The sequence below is a fragment of the Flagellimonas aequoris genome (assembly GCF_003584165.1).
GTDB classification, from domain to species: Bacteria; Bacteroidota; Bacteroidia; order Flavobacteriales; family Flavobacteriaceae; genus Flagellimonas; species Flagellimonas aequoris.
This window is the reverse complement of record NZ_QXFJ01000015.1, coordinates 102,248-119,989: the sequence shown is the minus strand read 5'-3', so window position 1 is coordinate 119,989 and position 17,742 is coordinate 102,248. Positions and strand designations below refer to the sequence as shown.

32 protein-coding genes are annotated in these 17,742 nt (G+C 43.1%); all 32 read right to left on the bottom strand.

Annotated features, from left to right (window positions below; translation table 11 throughout):
• Nucleotides 1-56 precede the first annotated feature (56 nt).
• On the bottom strand, nt 57-563 hold the full coding sequence (gene rplQ, locus D2U88_RS06210) for a 50S ribosomal protein L17 (protein ID WP_119639427.1): 507 nt from the start codon (nt 561-563) through the stop codon (nt 57-59).
• A gap of 61 nt (nt 564-624) precedes the next feature.
• The gene (locus D2U88_RS06205; RefSeq protein WP_119639426.1) at nt 625-1,617 is read right to left on the bottom strand and encodes a DNA-directed RNA polymerase subunit alpha; all 993 of its coding nucleotides are present in this window, start codon (nt 1,615-1,617) and stop codon (nt 625-627) included.
• 21 nt (nt 1,618-1,638) lie between these two features.
• Nucleotides 1,639-2,244, bottom strand: coding sequence for a 30S ribosomal protein S4 (gene rpsD, locus D2U88_RS06200; RefSeq protein ID WP_119639425.1), 606 nt, complete (start codon nt 2,242-2,244; stop codon nt 1,639-1,641).
• 103 nt (nt 2,245-2,347) lie between these two features.
• Nucleotides 2,348-2,740: a 30S ribosomal protein S11 gene (rpsK, locus tag D2U88_RS06195; RefSeq protein ID WP_119639424.1), complete on the bottom strand. Its 393-nt coding sequence runs from the start codon at nt 2,738-2,740 to the stop codon at nt 2,348-2,350.
• A gap of 100 nt (nt 2,741-2,840) precedes the next feature.
• Nucleotides 2,841-3,215 carry a 30S ribosomal protein S13 gene (rpsM, locus tag D2U88_RS06190; RefSeq protein ID WP_119639423.1) on the bottom strand — a complete coding sequence of 125 codons (375 nt, stop codon included), beginning with the start codon at nt 3,213-3,215 and terminating at the stop codon, nt 2,841-2,843.
• A gap of 2 nt (nt 3,216-3,217) precedes the next feature.
• Entirely contained in the window at nt 3,218-3,334 is a 117-nt protein-coding gene (gene ykgO, locus D2U88_RS06185) for a type B 50S ribosomal protein L36 (protein WP_010519235.1), read from the bottom strand.
• Nucleotides 3,335-3,339: 5 nt separating this feature from the next.
• Nucleotides 3,340-3,555: a translation initiation factor IF-1 gene (gene infA, locus D2U88_RS06180; protein WP_014031991.1), complete on the bottom strand. Its 216-nt coding sequence runs from the start codon at nt 3,553-3,555 to the stop codon at nt 3,340-3,342.
• A 3-nt stretch (nt 3,556-3,558) separates the two neighbouring features.
• Nucleotides 3,559-4,902, bottom strand: coding sequence for a preprotein translocase subunit SecY (gene secY / locus D2U88_RS06175; RefSeq protein WP_119639422.1), 1,344 nt, complete (start codon nt 4,900-4,902; stop codon nt 3,559-3,561).
• A gap of 10 nt (nt 4,903-4,912) precedes the next feature.
• Complete coding sequence (gene rplO / locus D2U88_RS06170; protein ID WP_119639421.1) at nt 4,913-5,365, bottom strand: 50S ribosomal protein L15; 453 nt, start codon at nt 5,363-5,365, stop codon at nt 4,913-4,915.
• Nucleotides 5,366-5,377: 12 nt separating this feature from the next.
• Nucleotides 5,378-5,557, bottom strand: coding sequence for a 50S ribosomal protein L30 (rpmD, locus tag D2U88_RS06165; RefSeq protein ID WP_119639420.1), 180 nt, complete (start codon nt 5,555-5,557; stop codon nt 5,378-5,380).
• A gap of 12 nt (nt 5,558-5,569) precedes the next feature.
• Complete coding sequence (gene rpsE / locus D2U88_RS06160) at nt 5,570-6,094, bottom strand: 30S ribosomal protein S5 (RefSeq protein ID WP_119639419.1); 525 nt, start codon at nt 6,092-6,094, stop codon at nt 5,570-5,572.
• Between the two features lie 7 nt (nt 6,095-6,101).
• Complete coding sequence (rplR, locus tag D2U88_RS06155) at nt 6,102-6,455, bottom strand: 50S ribosomal protein L18 (protein WP_119639418.1); 354 nt, start codon at nt 6,453-6,455, stop codon at nt 6,102-6,104.
• 11 nt (nt 6,456-6,466) lie between these two features.
• Nucleotides 6,467-7,009 carry a 50S ribosomal protein L6 gene (gene rplF, locus D2U88_RS06150; protein ID WP_119639417.1) on the bottom strand — a complete coding sequence of 181 codons (543 nt, stop codon included), beginning with the start codon at nt 7,007-7,009 and terminating at the stop codon, nt 6,467-6,469.
• Nucleotides 7,010-7,028: 19 nt separating this feature from the next.
• A complete protein-coding gene (gene rpsH / locus D2U88_RS06145) occupies nt 7,029-7,427 on the bottom strand; it encodes a 30S ribosomal protein S8 (RefSeq protein WP_119639416.1) in 399 nt (132 codons plus the stop codon).
• 18 nt (nt 7,428-7,445) lie between these two features.
• A complete protein-coding gene (gene rpsN, locus D2U88_RS06140) occupies nt 7,446-7,715 on the bottom strand; it encodes a 30S ribosomal protein S14 (RefSeq protein ID WP_116218582.1) in 270 nt (89 codons plus the stop codon).
• A 1-nt stretch (nt 7,716) separates the two neighbouring features.
• Nucleotides 7,717-8,268: a 50S ribosomal protein L5 gene (gene rplE, locus D2U88_RS06135; protein ID WP_119639415.1), complete on the bottom strand. Its 552-nt coding sequence runs from the start codon at nt 8,266-8,268 to the stop codon at nt 7,717-7,719.
• A 2-nt stretch (nt 8,269-8,270) separates the two neighbouring features.
• Nucleotides 8,271-8,582, bottom strand: coding sequence for a 50S ribosomal protein L24 (rplX, locus tag D2U88_RS06130; RefSeq protein ID WP_119639414.1), 312 nt, complete (start codon nt 8,580-8,582; stop codon nt 8,271-8,273).
• Between the two features lie 16 nt (nt 8,583-8,598).
• Complete coding sequence (gene rplN, locus D2U88_RS06125) at nt 8,599-8,967, bottom strand: 50S ribosomal protein L14 (protein ID WP_072881245.1); 369 nt, start codon at nt 8,965-8,967, stop codon at nt 8,599-8,601.
• 2 nt (nt 8,968-8,969) lie between these two features.
• Complete coding sequence (rpsQ, locus tag D2U88_RS06120) at nt 8,970-9,227, bottom strand: 30S ribosomal protein S17 (protein WP_119639413.1); 258 nt, start codon at nt 9,225-9,227, stop codon at nt 8,970-8,972.
• A 13-nt stretch (nt 9,228-9,240) separates the two neighbouring features.
• Nucleotides 9,241-9,432 (bottom strand): 50S ribosomal protein L29, encoded by a 192-nt coding sequence (gene rpmC, locus D2U88_RS06115; RefSeq protein ID WP_090293759.1) that lies wholly within the window; start codon nt 9,430-9,432, stop codon nt 9,241-9,243.
• A 19-nt stretch (nt 9,433-9,451) separates the two neighbouring features.
• Entirely contained in the window at nt 9,452-9,871 is a 420-nt protein-coding gene (gene rplP / locus D2U88_RS06110) for a 50S ribosomal protein L16 (protein ID WP_119639412.1), read from the bottom strand.
• A 19-nt stretch (nt 9,872-9,890) separates the two neighbouring features.
• Nucleotides 9,891-10,610, bottom strand: a complete 720-nt coding sequence (gene rpsC / locus D2U88_RS06105) for a 30S ribosomal protein S3 (protein ID WP_119639411.1) — start codon at nt 10,608-10,610, stop codon at nt 9,891-9,893.
• A 9-nt stretch (nt 10,611-10,619) separates the two neighbouring features.
• On the bottom strand, nt 10,620-11,027 hold the full coding sequence (gene rplV, locus D2U88_RS06100) for a 50S ribosomal protein L22 (RefSeq protein ID WP_073181014.1): 408 nt from the start codon (nt 11,025-11,027) through the stop codon (nt 10,620-10,622).
• Nucleotides 11,028-11,034: 7 nt separating this feature from the next.
• Nucleotides 11,035-11,313 carry a 30S ribosomal protein S19 gene (gene rpsS, locus D2U88_RS06095; protein ID WP_119639410.1) on the bottom strand — a complete coding sequence of 93 codons (279 nt, stop codon included), beginning with the start codon at nt 11,311-11,313 and terminating at the stop codon, nt 11,035-11,037.
• Nucleotides 11,314-11,325: 12 nt separating this feature from the next.
• Complete coding sequence (gene rplB / locus D2U88_RS06090; RefSeq protein WP_119639409.1) at nt 11,326-12,150, bottom strand: 50S ribosomal protein L2; 825 nt, start codon at nt 12,148-12,150, stop codon at nt 11,326-11,328.
• 9 nt (nt 12,151-12,159) lie between these two features.
• Nucleotides 12,160-12,450: a 50S ribosomal protein L23 gene (gene rplW, locus D2U88_RS06085; RefSeq protein ID WP_119639408.1), complete on the bottom strand. Its 291-nt coding sequence runs from the start codon at nt 12,448-12,450 to the stop codon at nt 12,160-12,162.
• 7 nt (nt 12,451-12,457) lie between these two features.
• Nucleotides 12,458-13,087 (bottom strand): 50S ribosomal protein L4, encoded by a 630-nt coding sequence (gene rplD / locus D2U88_RS06080; RefSeq protein WP_119639407.1) that lies wholly within the window; start codon nt 13,085-13,087, stop codon nt 12,458-12,460.
• Nucleotides 13,087-13,710 (bottom strand): 50S ribosomal protein L3, encoded by a 624-nt coding sequence (rplC, locus tag D2U88_RS06075; protein WP_119639406.1) that lies wholly within the window; start codon nt 13,708-13,710, stop codon nt 13,087-13,089. Before rplC ends, rplD begins: the two co-directional genes overlap by 1 nt.
• Nucleotides 13,711-13,919: 209 nt before the next feature.
• The gene (gene rpsJ / locus D2U88_RS06070) at nt 13,920-14,225 is read right to left on the bottom strand and encodes a 30S ribosomal protein S10 (protein ID WP_013073266.1); all 306 of its coding nucleotides are present in this window, start codon (nt 14,223-14,225) and stop codon (nt 13,920-13,922) included.
• An 11-nt stretch (nt 14,226-14,236) separates the two neighbouring features.
• Nucleotides 14,237-16,363: an elongation factor G gene (gene fusA / locus D2U88_RS06065; protein ID WP_119639405.1), complete on the bottom strand. Its 2,127-nt coding sequence runs from the start codon at nt 16,361-16,363 to the stop codon at nt 14,237-14,239.
• A gap of 8 nt (nt 16,364-16,371) precedes the next feature.
• The gene (gene rpsG, locus D2U88_RS06060) at nt 16,372-16,848 is read right to left on the bottom strand and encodes a 30S ribosomal protein S7 (RefSeq protein ID WP_119639404.1); all 477 of its coding nucleotides are present in this window, start codon (nt 16,846-16,848) and stop codon (nt 16,372-16,374) included.
• A 19-nt stretch (nt 16,849-16,867) separates the two neighbouring features.
• Entirely contained in the window at nt 16,868-17,242 is a 375-nt protein-coding gene (gene rpsL / locus D2U88_RS06055; protein WP_013305196.1) for a 30S ribosomal protein S12, read from the bottom strand.
• Nucleotides 17,243-17,742: the final 500 nt, after the last annotated feature.

Genomic DNA, 17,742 nt, shown 5'->3' with positions numbered 1-17,742 from the left:
AGGATAAGTTTTCACTTATCCTTTTTCCACTAATGCAATAGTTAATAACATTGTTCTTATTCTTCAGAATCATCGGTTTTGGTTTCTGCTGCTGCAGGTGCCGGAGCCTCTGCTTTTTTGGCACCACCGCCCCTCCTACTTCTTCTTGTAGATTTTTTCTTGGTTTCACCTGCATTGTACAACTCGTTGAAATCGACCAATTCGATCATGGCCATATCAGCGTTGTCGCCCAAACGGTTACCCAATTTAATGATTCTTGTATATCCACCTGGTCTGTCGCCAACTTTTTCAGCAACGGTACCGAACAATTCTGTGATGGCATATTTGTTTCTCAAGCTGCTGAAAACAATCCTTCTGTTGTGCATGCCTTTCTCGGCGGTCTGGTTGTTCTCGGTCTTTGCTTTGGTAATCAACGGTTCAACGAACTGCTTCAAAGCTTTTGCCTTGGCAACCGTGGTGTTGATTCTTTTGTGCTCGATCAAGGAACAAGCCATATTGGCCAACATGGACTTTCTGTGGGCTGATTTCCTTCCTAGGTGATTGATTTTTTTACCGTGTCTCATTTTTACAGTTTATCATCTTGCTACCAAACCCAATCGGAACCGGGGAGCAAAATATGATTAATTAATCTTTATCTAATTTGTATTTGCTCAAATCCATTCCAAATTGAAGGCCTTTGTTGATGACCAATTCCTCCAATTCTGTCAAGGACTTTTTACCGAAGTTCCTGAACTTCATCAAATCGTTCTTGTTGAAAGAAACCAAATCTCCCAAGGTATCCACCTCGGCAGCTTTCAAACAGTTCAGTGCCCTTACGGACAAATCCATGTCTACCAATTTGGTCTTCAACAACTGACGCATATGCAAGGACTCCTCATCATAGGTTTCGGTCTGTGCAATCTCGTCAGCTTCCAAAGTGATGCGTTCGTCAGAGAACAACATAAAGTGGTGGATCAAAACTTTAGCAGCCTCAGTCAACGCATCCTTAGGATGGATGGAACCATCGGTGATGATTTCAAAAACCAATTTTTCGTAATCGGTCTTTTGCTCAACCCTGTAGTTCTCGATGCTGTATTTTACGTTCTTTACGGGAGTGTACACAGAATCCACAGCAATGCTACCAAGCGGTGCGTTGGATTTTTTGTTTTCCTCTGCAGGAACGTAACCACGTCCTTTTTCTATCACGATCTCCAAGTTGATGCTCACTTTTGGATCCATGTTACAGATTACCAAATCGGGGTTAAGGACTTGGTATCCTGAAATGAATTTTTGGAAATCTCCGGCGGTCAACTGTTCCTTCCCGCTAACGGAAATGGAAACGGTCTCGCTCTCAACATCATCAATTTGTCTTTTGAACCTCACTTGTTTAAGGTTCAGTATGATCTCAGTTACGTCTTCAACAACGCCTGGGATAACAGAAAACTCATGTTCAACTCCATCTATGCGCACAGAAGTGATGGCGAAACCTTCCAAAGAGGAAAGCAATACCCTTCTCAGCGCATTCCCAACTGTTAATCCGTAGCCAGGTTCCAAAGGGCGAAATTCAAATTTCCCTTCGAAATCTGTTGAATCTATCATTATAACTTTATCGGGCTTCTGAAAATTAAGTAATGCCATAATTGGATTAATGTTGAATTCTTATTTAGAGTATAATTCGACGATCAGTTGCTCCTTGATGTTCTCTGGAATCTGAAGTCTTTCTGGAACGGCCACAAAAGTACCTTCTTTTTTCTCGGTGTTCCAGGTAATCCATTCGTAAACGGAACTGTTGGCCGCCAACGAATCCTCGATAGCCTGAACAGATTTTGATTTTTCCCTAACACCAACAACGTCGCCGGCTCTTAGTTTGTAGGAAGGAATGTTCACTACATCACCATTAACGGTGATATGACGGTGTGAAACCAACTGGCGTGCTCCCCTTCTTGAAGGAGAGATGCCCATTCTGTAGACTACGTTGTCCAAACGGGACTCACACAATTGAAGCAATATCTCACCGGTTACTCCTTCTTTTCTTTTGGCCTCCTCAAATAGGTTACGGAACTGTCGCTCCAAAATACCGTATGTGTATTTGGCCTTTTGCTTTTCCATCAACTGGATAGCATATTCTGATTTTTTACCACGGCGTCTGTTGTTACCGTGCTGTCCTGGAGGGTAATTTTTCTTTTCAAAAGACTTGTCGTCCCCGAAAATCGCTTCTCCAAACTTTCTAGCGATTTTTGATTTTGGTCCTGTGTATCTTGCCATCTTCTTAAAATTGGAAAGCGCGATTATGAATTAAGGCTTATCCTTCGATAATCTAAACTGCGCCTTCTGGTGAAGACCCTATTCGGGCCATTATTAAAATTGATTAAACTCTTCTTCTTTTTGGAGGTCTACAACCGTTGTGTGGTAGTGGCGTAACGTCCACGATCTCGGTAACCTCGATCCCAGCATTGTGGATGGAACGGATAGCGGATTCCCTACCGTTACCTGGTCCCTTAACGTAAACCTTCACTTTTCTTAATCCTGCTTCGTGAGCTACTTTGGAACAATCCTCGGCGGCTACCTGTGCAGCATATGGGGTGTTCTTTTTAGATCCACGGAATCCCATTTTACCTGCAGAAGACCAAGAAATCACATCTCCCTTTTTATTGGTAAGGGAAATGATGATGTTGTTGAAAGATGCCACCACGTGCGCCTCTCCTGTAGATTCTACTATTACTTTGCGCTTTTTAGCGACTTTGGTACTTGCCTTTGCCATATTTTTTAGTTTCTAGTGTTAGTTTTTAGTTATTGGAATCCTAGACTTTTACATTTCAAACAGATTCTTCTAACGTCTAAAGACTAATGACTATGTTTTATTATTTAGTTGCTTTTTTCTTGTTGGCAACTGTTTTTCTTTTTCCTTTTCTGGTCCTAGAGTTGTTCTTGGTACGTTGACCCCTAAGTGGCAAACCAGCTCTGTGACGGATTCCACGGTAACAACCGATGTCCATCAAACGCTTGATGTTCATTTGGGTCTCCGAGCGAAGCTCACCTTCAATAGTATAAGCGGAAACTGCATCCCTAATTCTACCGATCTCGTCATCGGTCCAATCTGAAACCTTGGTATCCTCGCTTACCTGGGCTGCTTTCAAAATCTCTTGCGCCCTGCTCTTGCCCACACCGAAAATGTAGGTAAGCGAAATAACGCCACGCTTTTGTTTAGGTATATCTACACCTGCAATTCTTGCCATAATTACCCTTGTCTTTGTTTAAATCTAGGATTCTTTTTGTTGATTACGTACAATCTGCCTTTTCTGCGAACAATCTTGCAGTCGGCACTTCTCTTCTTTATTGATGCTCTTACTTTCATTGTAACTAGTATCTATAAGTAATTCTTGCTTTTGTTAAATCGTATGGGCTCATTTCCAACTTTACTTTATCCCCAGGGAGCAATTTGATGTAGTGCATCCTCATTTTCCCGGAGATGTGCGCCGTAACAACATGCCCATTTTCCAATTCTACCCTGAACATTGCGTTTGACAATGCCTCAATGATAGTCCCGTCTTGTTCTATTGCTGGCTGCTTTGCCATAAATTATGCTACTTTTCTATTTTTTCCGGTTTTCATCAAGCCGTCATAATGCCTGTTCAACAAATAAGAATTTACTTGCTGTACCGTATCTATTGCAACACCCACCATGATCAATAGGGATGTACCTCCATAAAACAAGGCCCAACCTGCTTGAACATCCATCAACTTTACCACAATGGCTGGCAAAACAGCCAAAAGGGCCAAGAAAATGGAACCTGGCAAGGTGATCAAGGACATGATATGATCCAAGAAATCCCCAGTTTCTTTACCTGGACGGATACCTGGGATAAAACCACCACTTCTTTTCAAATCATCGGCCATTTTGTTGGTAGGCACGGTAATTGCGGTATAGAAGTAGGTAAATATGATAATCAAAATTGCAAACAATGTATTGTAGGCCAACCCGAAAATATCGGCAAACTGGACTTCCATCCACTGTCCTACGGCTGTATTGTTGAACGTTCTACCCAACAAACTTGGTGCGAACATAATCGCTTGGGCGAAAATGATAGGCATTACCCCGGAAGCATTCAACTTCAACGGAATGTACTGCCTTGCACCCATGATGTTCTTTTCGTATCCACCGGAAGCTGTTCTACGCGCATATTGTACAGGAATCTGCCTTACGGCCATGGTCAAGTACACACTGGCCAAGATAACCAAGAACCAAACGATGATTTCTATCAAGATGAACATGATACCACCTGTATTGTTGGTAGTCCTTGACACGAATTCCTGAGCGAATACTTGTGGCATTCTAGCGATGATCCCAACCATGATCAACAAAGAGATACCGTTACCGATACCTTTGTCGGTGATTTTCTCACCCAACCACATGGCGAACACACACCCAGTCACCAAGATGATCACTGCTGGCACGATGAAATCCATTCCTTTGCCCAAAACGAATGCGCTATCCGGCACACCCAAGGCTCCTAAACCATACAAGTAAGCAGGGGCCTGAACAATACAGATACCAATGGTCAACCAACGGGTAATTTGATTGATGGTCTTTCTACCACTTTCCCCTTCTTTTTGTAGTTTTTGTAGATAAGGAATTGCTATTCCCATCAACTGCACTACAATGGAAGCGGAGATGTATGGCATGATCCCCAAGGCAAAAACGGATGCATTGGCAAAAGCCCCACCCGTAAAAGCATTCAATATACCCAAAATACCCTGCTCCGTGTTGGAAGTCAATTGGGCCAATTGGGTTGTATCAATACCGGGAAGTACAATCTGGGCACCAAATCGGTAAACCAATAATAGACTTAAGGTGAGGATGATACGTTGTCTCAGTTCCTCAATCTTCCAGATATTAGATATGGTCTCAATAAATTTCTTCATGCTACACTACTTATAAACTTATTGCCTCACCTCCAGCAGCCTCGATAGCGGCTTTAGCGGAAGCAGTAAATTTATGTACAGATACTTTTAGGGACGCTTTCAATTCGCCATCACCCAAAATCTTTACCAAATCATTTTTGTGGGCCAATCCGTTGTCGATCAAAGTATCCAAGGTCACTTCACCTTTAACGGTACCTTTATCTACCAACTCCTGCAATTTACCCAAATTGATTCCTTTGTACTCTTTTCTGTTGATGTTCTTGAAACCGAACTTGGGAACACGTCTCTGCAAAGGCATCTGACCACCTTCAAAACCAATTTTCTTGGAATATCCAGATCTAGACTTGGCTCCTTTGTGTCCACGGGCAGCTGTACCCCCTTTACCGGAACCTTCACCCCTACCTAAACGTTTTCCTTCTTTGTGCACAGCGCCTTCGGCTGGTTTAAGATTATTTAGATCCATGTGCCTCTATATTTAAGCTTCCTCAGTGGAAACCAAGTGTTTTACCTTATTAATCATTCCAAGGATACTGGGCGTTGCTTCGTGTTCCACAACGTGCCCTATCTTGCGCAGACCAAGAGCCTCCAAAGTTCTTTTTTGGTTCTCTGGCCTTTTGATGGCGCTTTTTTCTTGTTTTACCTTAATCTTTGACATAATATCCTCGATTTATCCTTTAAAGACTTTTTCCAAAGAAACTCCCCTTTGCTTGGCAACGGTATCGGCACTTCTCAATTGCAACAAGGCGTCGAAAGTAGCTTTTACCACGTTGTGGGGGTTGGATGAACCTTGTGACTTGGACAATACGTCATGTACACCAACGGCTTCCAATACCGCCCTTACGGCTCCACCAGCAATTACTCCGGTACCGTGTGATGCTGGCTGGATATATACCCTGGCACCACCGAACTTACCTTTTTGCTCATGGGGAAGGGTTCCTTTGTTCAAAGGAATGCGAACCAAGTTTTTCTTGGCATCCTCAATGGCCTTTGCAATAGCTGTGGCAACTTCTTTGGATTTTCCCAAACCATGTCCAACAACTCCGTTCTCATCACCTACAACGACAATCGCTGAAAAACCAAAGGCTCTACCTCCCTTGGTTACCTTGGTAACCCTTTGTACTCCAACCAAACGGTCTTTCAACTCCAGTCCACCTGGCTTAACTGTCTCTACGTTCTTGTAATTCTGGTACATAGTTTTCTTAGAATTTTAGTCCTGCTTCCCTAGCTCCTTCAGCCAATGATTTTACTCTTCCGTGATATAGGTTTCCTCCCCTATCAAAAGCCACGGCCTCGATACCTAGCTTAAGGGCCTTTTCCGCTATGGCCTTACCCACGCTTGTAGCGACTTCACTCTTGGTTCCTTTGGCGTCGATTTCCTTATCCCTGGATGAGGCAGATGCCAAAGTTACCCCTTTGTTGTCGTCGATCAACTGGGCATATATTTCCTTATTGCTCCTGAACACAGACAATCTTGGTCTTGCTTCAGTTCCGAAGGATACTTTTCTGATTCTTCTTCGGATGCGAAATTTTCTTTCAGTCTTAGATAATCCCATAGTCTTAATTATTAAGCTGATTTACCTGCTTTTCTTCTTAGTTGCTCACCAACAAACTTGATACCTTTTCCTTTGTAAGGCTCTGGCTTACGGAAAGATCTGATCTTGGCGGCAACTTGGCCTACCAATTGCTTGTCGTGAGATGTTAGTTTAACAATAGGGTTCTTCCCTTTTTCGGAAACGGTCTCAACCTTCACCTCTGGAGCGATGTCCAGGATGATGTTGTGGGAGAAGCCCAGGGCCAAATCCAACTTTTGTCCTTGGTTGCTGGCTCTGTATCCAACACCCACCAATTCCAATTCCTTGGACCATCCTTGCGATACCCCTTTTACCATATTGGCCAATAGGGCACGGTACAAACCGTGTTTAGCTCTATGCTCTTTGGCATCGGAAGGTCTTTCCACTGAAACACTGCCATCCTCTACCTTCACCTCTACTTCTGAAAATTCTTGTGAAAGCTCTCCCAACTTACCTTTAATGGTAACCACTGAATCTTTTACTTCAACGGTCACACCATCAGGAATTGCAATTGGACTGTTACCTATTCTTGACATTTTTCTACTCTTTTCTCTATTAATATACGTAGCACAATACTTCGCCACCCACATTCTCTTGCTTGGCCTGCTTGCTGGTCATCACTCCATGTGAAGTGGACACGATGGCAATCCCCAAACCGTTCAATACCCTTGGTAGCTCCTCGGAACCTGCATACTTACGCAAACCAGGCTTACTTACCCTTTGCAATTTTTTGATGATGGGCTCTTTGGTAAACTTATCGTACTTCAAGGCAATCTTGATGTTCCCCTGTACTTCGTCTTCCTCGAACTTATAGCTCAAAATATATCCTTGGTCGAACAATATTTTGGTAATCTGTTTCTTTAGATTGGAAGCGGGAATATCCACTACCCTATGACCTGCCTTGCTGGCATTTCTAATCCTGGTCAAATAATCTGAAATTGGATCTGTAAGCATTTCTTTTCTTTATCTAAATTACCAACTTGCCTTTTTAACTCCTGGGATAAGGCCCTGGTTGGCCATTTCCCTGAAAGTAACCCTGGATATACCAAAAGTTCTCATGTAACCTCTTGGTCTTCCGGTCAATTTGCAACGGTTGCGCATACGTACCGGAGATGCGTTCTTCGGAAGCTTTTGAAGGGCTTCATAATCGCCAGCCTCTTTTAGGGCTTTTCTTTTCTCGGCATATTTTGCAACCATTTTCGCCCTTTTTCTCTCACGGGCTTTCATTGATTCCTTGGCCATACTAGTTCTTTTTAAAGGGTATTCCCAGTTCGGTTAACAATGATTTTGCTTCTTTATCAGTATCAGCAGAAGTAACAAAGGTAATGTCCATACCGTTGATCCTGTTGATCCTGTCTATATTGATCTCTGGAAAGATGATTTGCTCGGTGATACCCAAGTTATAGTTACCCCTACCATCAAAACCGGTAGCTTTAACCCCTTGGAAATCACGTACCCTTGGAAGGGCAGAGGTAATCAATCGATCCAAAAATTCGTACATGCGCTCACCTCTCAAGGTTACTTTGGCACCGATAGGCATACCTTTTCTCAATTTGAACGTAGCAACGTCCTTTTTGGAAAGGGTGGCCACCGCTTTCTGACCTGTGATCATGGTCAACTCATCCACGGCATGGTCGATAAGCTTCTTGTCGGATACGGCTGCACCGACCCCACGGCTTACTACGATCTTTTGCAATTTTGGAACCTGCATTACATTCTGGTACCCAAACTCATCGGTAAGAGCCTTGATCACACGCTCCTTATATTCTTGTTTTAATCTTGGAATGTAGCTCATGACTAAATTACTTCATTGGATTTTTTGGAAACCCTTACTTTCTTACCATCCCTAACTTCATAACCCACGCGGGTAGCCTCTCCAGATTTTGGATCGATCAATGCTAGGTTGGAGATTTGGATAGGTGCTTCCTTTTTGATTATGCCTCCTTGAGGATTCTTAGCACTTGGCTTTTCATGTTTGGACACCACGTTGATGCCTTCCACGATAGCTTTGTTCTTTTCACGGTCTACCTGAAGTACTTTACCTTCACTGCCCTTGTGGTCTCCCGCAATGACCTTGACCGTATCCCCTGTTTTGATTTTCAACTTCATCTCTCTGATAATTCTTTTATAGCACTTCTGGCGCCAATGAAACAATCTTCATGAACTGTCTGTCCCTCAACTCCCTTGCAACAGGTCCGAATACACGGGTACCCCTCATCTCACCAGCAGCGTTCAACAATACACAGGCGTTGTCGTCGAAACGGATGTAAGAACCATCAGGTCTTCTTACTTCCTTTTTCGTCCTAACCACAACAGCTGTTGACACAGAACCTTTTTTAACGGTACCGTTAGGAGTTGCCTCCTTAACGGACACAACAATCTTGTCACCTAGGGAAGCATATCTTCTCTTTGTACCTCCCAGTACGCGGATGGTCAAAACTTCTTTTGCACCGGTATTGTCCGCAACCTTTAATCTTGATTCTTGCTGTACCATAATTATTTAGCTCTTTCTAGGATTTCTACCAACCTCCAGCATTTTGTTTTGCTCATAGGTCTGGTTTCCATTATTTTAACGGTGTCACCTTCGTTGCAATCGTTTTTCTCATCGTGGGCTACATACTTCTTGGTCTTCAAAACGAATTTACCGTACATAGGGTGCTTAACTCGTTTTACCTCAGAAACCACAATTGATTTCTCCATTTTGTTGCTGGTAACAACGCCTATTCTTTCTTTTCTTAAATTTCTGTTTTCCATAAGGCAGAACCAATTATTGTAATTCCCTTTTAGTTAATTCAGTTGCAAGTCTTGCCACCGTCCTTCTGGTCTTTCTGATCTGTAAAGGATTTTCCAAAGGAGTAACGGCGTGAGCCATTTTAAGATCGGCATGTTGTTTCTTCAACTCGGCCAACTTTTCCTTTAGCTCTTCAATTGAAAGTTCTTTTATTTCTGATTGTCTCATCTTTCTTCTCAATTAAAAATTAAGCGGAATAATCCCTAGCTACCACAAACTTGGTCTTCACGGGCAACTTTTGTGCCGCAAGCCTCAAGGCTTCCTTGGCAACATCCAGGGGAACCCCGGCCACCTCGAACATGATCCTTCCAGGTTTCACAATAGCTACCCAATATTCTGGAGCACCCTTACCTTTACCCATACGAACCTCAAGAGGTTTTTTGGTGATGGGCTTGTCCGGGAATATTTTGATCCACAATTGACCTTGTCTTTTCATGTACCTTGTCGCAGCAATACGCGCAGCCTCAATTTGACGGGCGGTGATGAAGTGGGAGTCCAAGGACTTGATACCGAACATTCCATTGGAAAGCTGGTGTCCTCTTTGTGAGATTCCCTTCATACGCCCTTTCTGGGCCTTACGAAACTTTGTTCTTTTTGGCTGTAACATCTTACCTTACTTTATCTTATTACTTTCTACGGCGTGGTTTTTTACCACCATCTTGTTTACCGCCTTTTCCTGGTTGACTCTTGCTCAATCCTACCAATGGGGAAAGTTCTCTTTTTCCATAGACCTCACCCTTCATGATCCAAACCTTCACACCCAATCTACCATAGGTAGTGTGGGCTTCGTGCAAGGCATAATCCACATCGGCACGGAAAGTAGACAATGGAATCCTTCCTTCTTTATAAGATTCTGAACGTGCCATCTCTGCACCGTTCAAACGTCCTGAAATCTGAACCTTGATTCCTTCGGCATTCATACGCATTGCAGCTGCAATAGCCATTTTGATGGCCCTTCTGTATGAAATCCTGCTCTCGATCTGTCTTGCGATACTGGCAGCTACCAAATTGGCATCCAATTCAGGTCTCTTGATCTCGTGAATATTGATCTGAACCTCTTTGTTGGTGATTTTCTTAAGCTCTTCCTTAAGTTTATCTACCTCTTGTCCACCTTTACCGATGATGATACCAGGACGTGCCGTGGTAATGGTGATGGTGATCAATTTCAAGGTTCTCTCTATAATGACCCTTGACACGCTGGCCTTGGCCAAACGGGCATGGACATATTTTCTGATCTTATCGTCTTCAGCCAGCTTATCGCCGTAATCGTTTCCTCCGTACCAGTTGGATTCCCATCCTCTGATAATTCCTAAGCGATTTCCTATTGGATTGGTCTTTTGTCCCATATTCTTCTTCTAGCTTTGAACGTTGTTATTGGACTCCAAGATCATGGTCACATGATTGGAACGTTTTCTGATTCTGTGGGCTCTACCTTGTGGAGCTGGTCTCAATCTCTTCAACATGGTTCCACCGTCTACACGGATTTCCTTGATGTAAAGATCAGCATCCTCAATACTGGCATCCTCATTTTTAGCTTCCCAGTTGGCGATGGCAGAAAGCAATAGTTTTTCCAATTTTCTGGATGCTTCCTTGGGATTGAACCTTAGGATGGCCAAAGCCATCTCAATCTGTTTCCCTCTTACCAAATCCGCCACCAAACGCATCTTCCTTGGAGATGTTGGGCAATTGTTAAGCTTTGCGATAGCAAGTTGCTTTTTCTCTTCCTTTAACCTTTCGGCCATTTGTCTTTTACGAACTCCCATTGCTTACTTACTTTTTACCTTTGTTTTTAGCTCCAGCATGACCCCTAAAAGATCGTGTTGGTGAAAATTCTCCAAGTTTGTGACCTACCATGTTCTCGGTTACATACACGGGTACAAATTGTTTACCGTTGTGTACCGCGATGGTCTGTCCCACAAAATCTGGGGTTATCATAGAGGCTCTTGACCACGTTTTGATAACTGTTTTCTTACCTGTCTCTATATTGGTCTGAACTTTTTTCTCCAGACTATAATGAACGAATGGTCCTTTTTTTAACGAACGTGCCATTTACTTTTTCTTTTATTTCTTTCTACGTTCTACGATGTACCTATTGGTGTCCTTGGTCTTGGAACGGGTCCTGTAACCTTTTGCAGGAATACCGTTTCTAGATCTTGGGTGACCTCCGGAAGCCCTTCCTTCACCACCACCCATTGGGTGATCCACAGGGTTCATGGCCACTGGCCTAGTTCTTGGCCTTCTGCCCAACCATCTGCTTCTACCTGCTTTACCAGATACCAACAATTGGTGGTCAGAGTTGGAAACAGCCCCTACGGTTGCCAAACATGTGGCCAACACCATACGGGTTTCACCAGATGGCAATTTGATGGTCACAAACTTGCCGTCCTTCGCCATCAACTGTGCGAACGTACCAGCACTACGGGCCATAACGGCACCTTGTCCAGGTCTCAATTCGATACAGGAAATGATGGTACCCAAAGGAATCTCACCCAAAGGAAGTGCATTTCCAATCTCAGGAGCAGAACCGGTTCCGGATTGGATAGCCTGTCCTACCTGCATTCCATTTTGTGCGATCACATATCTTTTTTCACCATCTGCGTACTCTACCAAGGCGATAAATGCAGTTCTGTTGGGATCATACTGGATGGATTGCACAGTGGCATCCACTCCTTGTTTGTCCCTTTTGAAATCGATGATACGATATCTTCTTTTATGACCTCCACCTCTGTGGCGCATGGTCATTTTACCTTGACTGTTCCTACCACCTGACTTTTTTAACGGAGCAAGCAAGCTTTTCTCCGGCTTATCAGTAGTAATCGCGTCAAATCCGTTTACTACTCTAAAACGCTGACCAGGGGTTATCGGTTTTAATTTTCTAACTGACATCTCTCGTCTTTATAGATTATTGTAAAAATCAATAATATCACCTTCGGCAACATCAACGATCGCTTTTTTCATGGCGTTCGTCTTTCCGTGTTGGATTCCGGTTTTTGTATAGCGACTCTTACGCGTTGGACCATAGTTCATGGTTCTTACCTTTTCCACAGAAACACCATAAGTAGCCTCTACCGCTTCCTTGATTTCCAACTTGTTGGCCTTTGGATCAACATAGAAACCATAGCGATTGAAAAGCTCGCTGTCAGCGGTCATTTTCTCCGTAATTATCGGTTTTATCAACACACTCATGATATTCTTATTTCTTTAGGTTCGATTCAATTCCTTCCAAAGCACTTTCAGTAAGCACTACACTGTTCGCATGAACAATTCTGTAAGTGTTTAATTCTGAACCAGTTACAACTTCGGAACGCTCCAAATTACGCGACGACAAATATACGTTATTATTTGTATCGCCCAACACAATAAGGGACTTTTTATTTTCTAATCCCAATGAAGTCAAGAAACTAACGAAATCCTTGGTCTTCGGTGCTTCAAAATTGAAATCCTCCACAACGACCAAAGCGTTCTCTTTTGACTTAAGGGTCAAGGCAGATTTTCTAGCCAATCGCTTAAGGTTCTTGTTCAACTTTTGGGAATAATCCTTAGGTCTTGGACCAAAGATCCTACCACCACCTCTAAAAACAGGAGACTTAATGCTACCTGCCCTTGCGGTACCGGTACCTTTTTGTTTTTTGATCTTTCTGGTACTACCAGCGATCTCTCCTCTTTCCTTGGCTTTGTGGGTACCTTGTCTTTGGTGGGCCAAATATTGTTTCACATCCAAATAAATGGCATGCTCATTGGGCTCAATGGCGAAAACATCGTCAGAAAGCTCTACCTTTCTTCCGGTCTCTTTTCCTGTGATATCTAATACTGCTACCTTCATTATTGCCACCTTTGAATTGTTACGTATGAATTTTTGTGACCGGGCACACATCCTTTTACAACCAAGATGTTTTTCTCCGGAACCACTTTCAATACTCTTAAGTTCTGTACGGTCACTCTCTCACCACCCATTCTACCGGCCATTTTCATTCCTTTGAAAACTTTGGCAGGATAAGAAGCAGCACCAATGGAACCAGGGGCCCTCAATCTGTTGTGCTGACCGTGGGTGGATTGTCCAACACCACCAAAACCATGGCGTTTAACAACACCTTGGAATCCTTTTCCTTTGGATGTACCTACAACGTCAACAAACTCTCCTTCAAGGAAAATGTCGACACCAACAGTATCTCCCAATTTGTATTCACCTTCAAATCCTTGGAACTCAATGACTTGTTTTTTAGGAGAAGTACCTGCTTTTTTAAAGTGACCTGTTTCGGCCTTGTTAGCACGTTTTTCTGCCTTGTCATCGAAACCAAGCTGAAGGGCTTTGTACCCGTCAACCTCTTCGGTTCTGACTTGGGTAACCACACATGGTCCAGCTTCTATAACGGTACATGGAACGTTTTTTCCATTCTCGTCAAAAATGCTGGTCATGCCGATTTTTTTACCTATTAACCCAGACATATTTATTAATTATTAATTGTTTACTTTTTTAATTGTGCCAATTTCTTGGCAAAAAAATTGGGTCAAGAAAATTTTCTGCTCTGACCCAGATTTTTTTCTTTCTCCGTTTTTCCCTGACCATCGTCAGAGACATGTACATTTTAGTTATAAGTTTTAAGTTGACAGTTCTGAACAATCAAAACTTAAGACTCAACACTTACAACTGATTATCAGACCTTGATCTCAACCTCAACACCACTGGGAAGCTCAAGCTTCATAAGGGCATCGATGGTTTTTGATGAAGAGCTGTAAATGTCCAAAAGTCTCTTGTAAGAGCTCAATTCGAACTGCTCCCTCGATTTTTTGTTCACGTGGGGTGAACGCAAAACCGTAAATATCTTTTTGTGCGTTGGCAATGGAATGGGTCCAGTAACCACAGCACCAGTTGTTTTAACTGTTTTCACGATCTTCTCAGCAGATTTGTCCACCAAATTGTGATCGTAAGATTTCAATTTAATTCTAATTTTTTGACTCATCTTGCTGATAATTATGCTGTTACTCCTTTAGCTGCCTTGATCACTTCCTCTGCAATATTGGAAGGGGTTTCGGCATAGTGTGAAAATTCCATGGTGGATGTTGCCCTACCTGAAGACAAGGTCCTCAATGAGGTTACATATCCGAACATTTCAGAAAGTGGCACTTCAGCTTTAATCACTTTGGCACCGGCCCTATCGTCCATGTTGTTCACTTGCCCCCTTCTACGGTTCAAGTCACCTACAATATCACCCATGTTTTCCTCTGGTGTAAGCACCTCCAACTTCATGATCGGCTCCATCAACACTGCTTTTGCAGCTCTGGCAGCAGCTTTGTAACCCAATTTCGCGGCCAATTCGAAGGACAAGGAATCAGAATCCACAGGGTGGAAAGATCCATCGGAAAGGGTAACCTTCATACTGTCCATCTCAAATCCGGCCAAAGGACCATTCTTCATGGCTTCCCTGAATCCTTTTTCTACAGATGGAACATATTCTTTAGGAATGTTACCTCCTTTGATCTCGTTAACAAACTCCAATCCAACTTTACCTTCTTCGGCTGGCTCCATGGAGAACACGATATCCGCGAACTTACCACGACCACCGGTCTGTTTCTTGTAAACTTCCCTATGGTTTGCCTTAGCCGTAAGGGCCTCTTTGTACTCAACCTGAGGTTGACCTTGGTTCACCTCAACCTTGAACTCACGTCTCAAACGATCCACGATGATATCCAAGTGAAGCTCGCCCATACCAGAAATGATGGTCTGACCGGAAGCCTCGTCGGTTTTAACCTGGAAGGTTGGATCTTCTTCGGCCAATTTGGCCAAAGCCATACCCATTTTATCAACATCAGCCTTTGTTTTTGGTTCCACAGCAATACCAATCACAGGATCAGGGAATTGCATGCTTTCCAAAACAATTGGGTGTTTTTCATCAGAAAGGGTATCCCCGGTCTTGATATCCTTGAACCCAACAGCAGCACCGATATCACCAGCTTCGATAAACTCAATGGCATTTTGCTTGTTGGCGTGCATTTGATAGATACGGGAAATACGCTCTTTGTTTCCTGAACGGTTGTTCAAGATATAAGAACCTGCATCCAAGTGACCAGAATATGCCCTGAAGAATGCCAAACGACCTACGAATGGATCGGTAGCAATCTTAAATGCAAGAGCAGCAAAAGGTTCTTTTGGATCTGGTTTTCTTTTTTCTTCTTTTTCTGTATCTGGATTGATACCGATGATAGCATCTTTATCCAAAGGAGAAGGCAAGTAACGGCAAACAGCATCCAAAAGGAACTGAACCCCCTTGTTCTTGAAAGAAGAACCACAGATCATAGGGATGATTGCCCTATCCATTACCGCAGCTCTCAAAGCAGCATGCACTTCTTCTTCAGTGATGGAATCTTCATCTTCGAAGAATTTCTCCATCAGATTTTCATCATATTCAGCAACAGCCTCGATCAAGGCAGCTCTGTATTCTTTAACTTCAGCCTCCATGTCAGCAGGAATATCCACAACATCAAAAGTAGAACCGAAGTTTTCATCGTGCCATACGATAGCCCTGTTTTTGGCCAAATCCACGATACCTTTAAAGTCGGCCTCATCACCGATCGGCAACACAATTGGCACTGCATTGGAGCCCAACATCTCACGAACCTGCTTACACACGTTCAAGAAGTTGGAACCTTGACGGTCCATTTTGTTCACGAAACCGATACGTGGCACTTTATAGTTATCGGCCAACCTCCAGTTGGTTTCAGATTGTGGCTCAACACCGTCAACGGCACTGAACAAGAATACCAATCCATCCAAAACACGCAAAGAACGGTTTACCTCAACGGTAAAGTCCACGTGCCCGGGAGTGTCGATGATATTAAAGTGGTATGGCTTTGTATCAGGCGTAGGTTGGGCATTTTCCAAAGGAAACTGCCACGTACAGGTAGTAGCGGCAGAAGTAATGGTAATACCACGCTCCTGCTCTTGCTCCATCCAGTCCATAGTGGCCGCACCATCGTGCACCTCACCAATTTTGTGACTCACACCAGTATAAAAAAGAATACGTTCAGTAGTAGTTGTTTTACCAGCATCGATGTGAGCTGCAATACCTATATTCCTTGTATATTTTAAATCTCTTCCCATGTTGTGAATTAGAATCTAAAGTGTGAGAATGCTTTATTGGCCTCGGCCATTTTGTGTGTATCTACTCTTTTCTTCACTGCAGCACCTTCTTCTTTGGCAGCGGCCAAGATTTCGGCGGCCAATTTCTGGGCCATGGATTTCTCGTTACGCTTTCTGGAGTAACTGATCAACCACTTCATGGCAGTGGATATCTTTCTGTCCGGACGGATCTGCATTGGAATCTGGAATGTAGCACCACCAACCCTCCTACTTCTTACCTCTACGTGTGGCATTACATTGGAAAGAGCATCTTTCCATAGTTCCAAGGCTGTTTTTTCCTCGTCGGTCTTTTTCTCATCAACAATATCGATTGCATCGTAGAAAATCTTGAATGCAATTGACTTTTTACCATCCCACATCATCATGTTCACAAAACGTGTAACAAGCTGGTCGTTAAATCTTGGGTCTGGTAATAATGGTCTTTTCTTTGCCTGCTTTTTTCTCATCGCTTCTTCTTAAAGTTGATTACTTTTTAGGACGCTTAGCACCATATTTCGAACGACGTTGTGTTCTACCGGCAACACCGGCGGTATCCAACGCCCCGCGAACGATATGGTATCGAACACCAGGCAAATCCTTTACTCTTCCGCCCCTTACCAATACTATCGAGTGCTCTTGAAGATTGTGTCCCTCACCAGGGATGTAGGCGTTCACCTCTTTACCGTTGGTCAACCTTACCCTGGCAACTTTACGCATTGCAGAGTTTGGTTTCTTTGGTGTAGTGGTGTACACACGCGTACAAACCCCTCTTCTTTGAGGACACGAATCCAAAGCAGCCGATTTACTCTTCTTGGTAATCGTGGCCCTTCCTTTTCGTACTAATTGTGAAATTGTTGGCATTAAATTTCTTTTAAAAACTGAATAACCCTCATTTTGAGGGCTGCAAATGTAGTGATATTTCGGAATAATTCAAATGGAAGGGAATTAATTTTGCCTGCGACCTAAAAAAAAGTCCGAAAAATGTTTCATGGCACTCATCCGAATTTGAAAGGGTCCACAATAATCCCAGAAAAATCTCTTAATAATCCGACACTCGGCGGCAACGGCATACAACAAACCAAATTGACCGTCAAAAAACCTCAGTAAAAGCTTAATAATATATTAAGGTATAAAAAGCGGATATTTCCATTTTGTTAATTTTTGCTTAACAAAAAGCAAGAAGCACCCCATCCCTTCCAAAGTATCAATTTGGGGTATTTTAGGTACTTCAATGAACCAACCCCCAATGATTTCAGGGCATATACCATGTTATTTGCATTAAGATCAATTCACACCCCATCAAATTGAAGAGTTTTCAATCATTCAGAAACATTTTGCAGTTATTGCATTTACGAACGCAG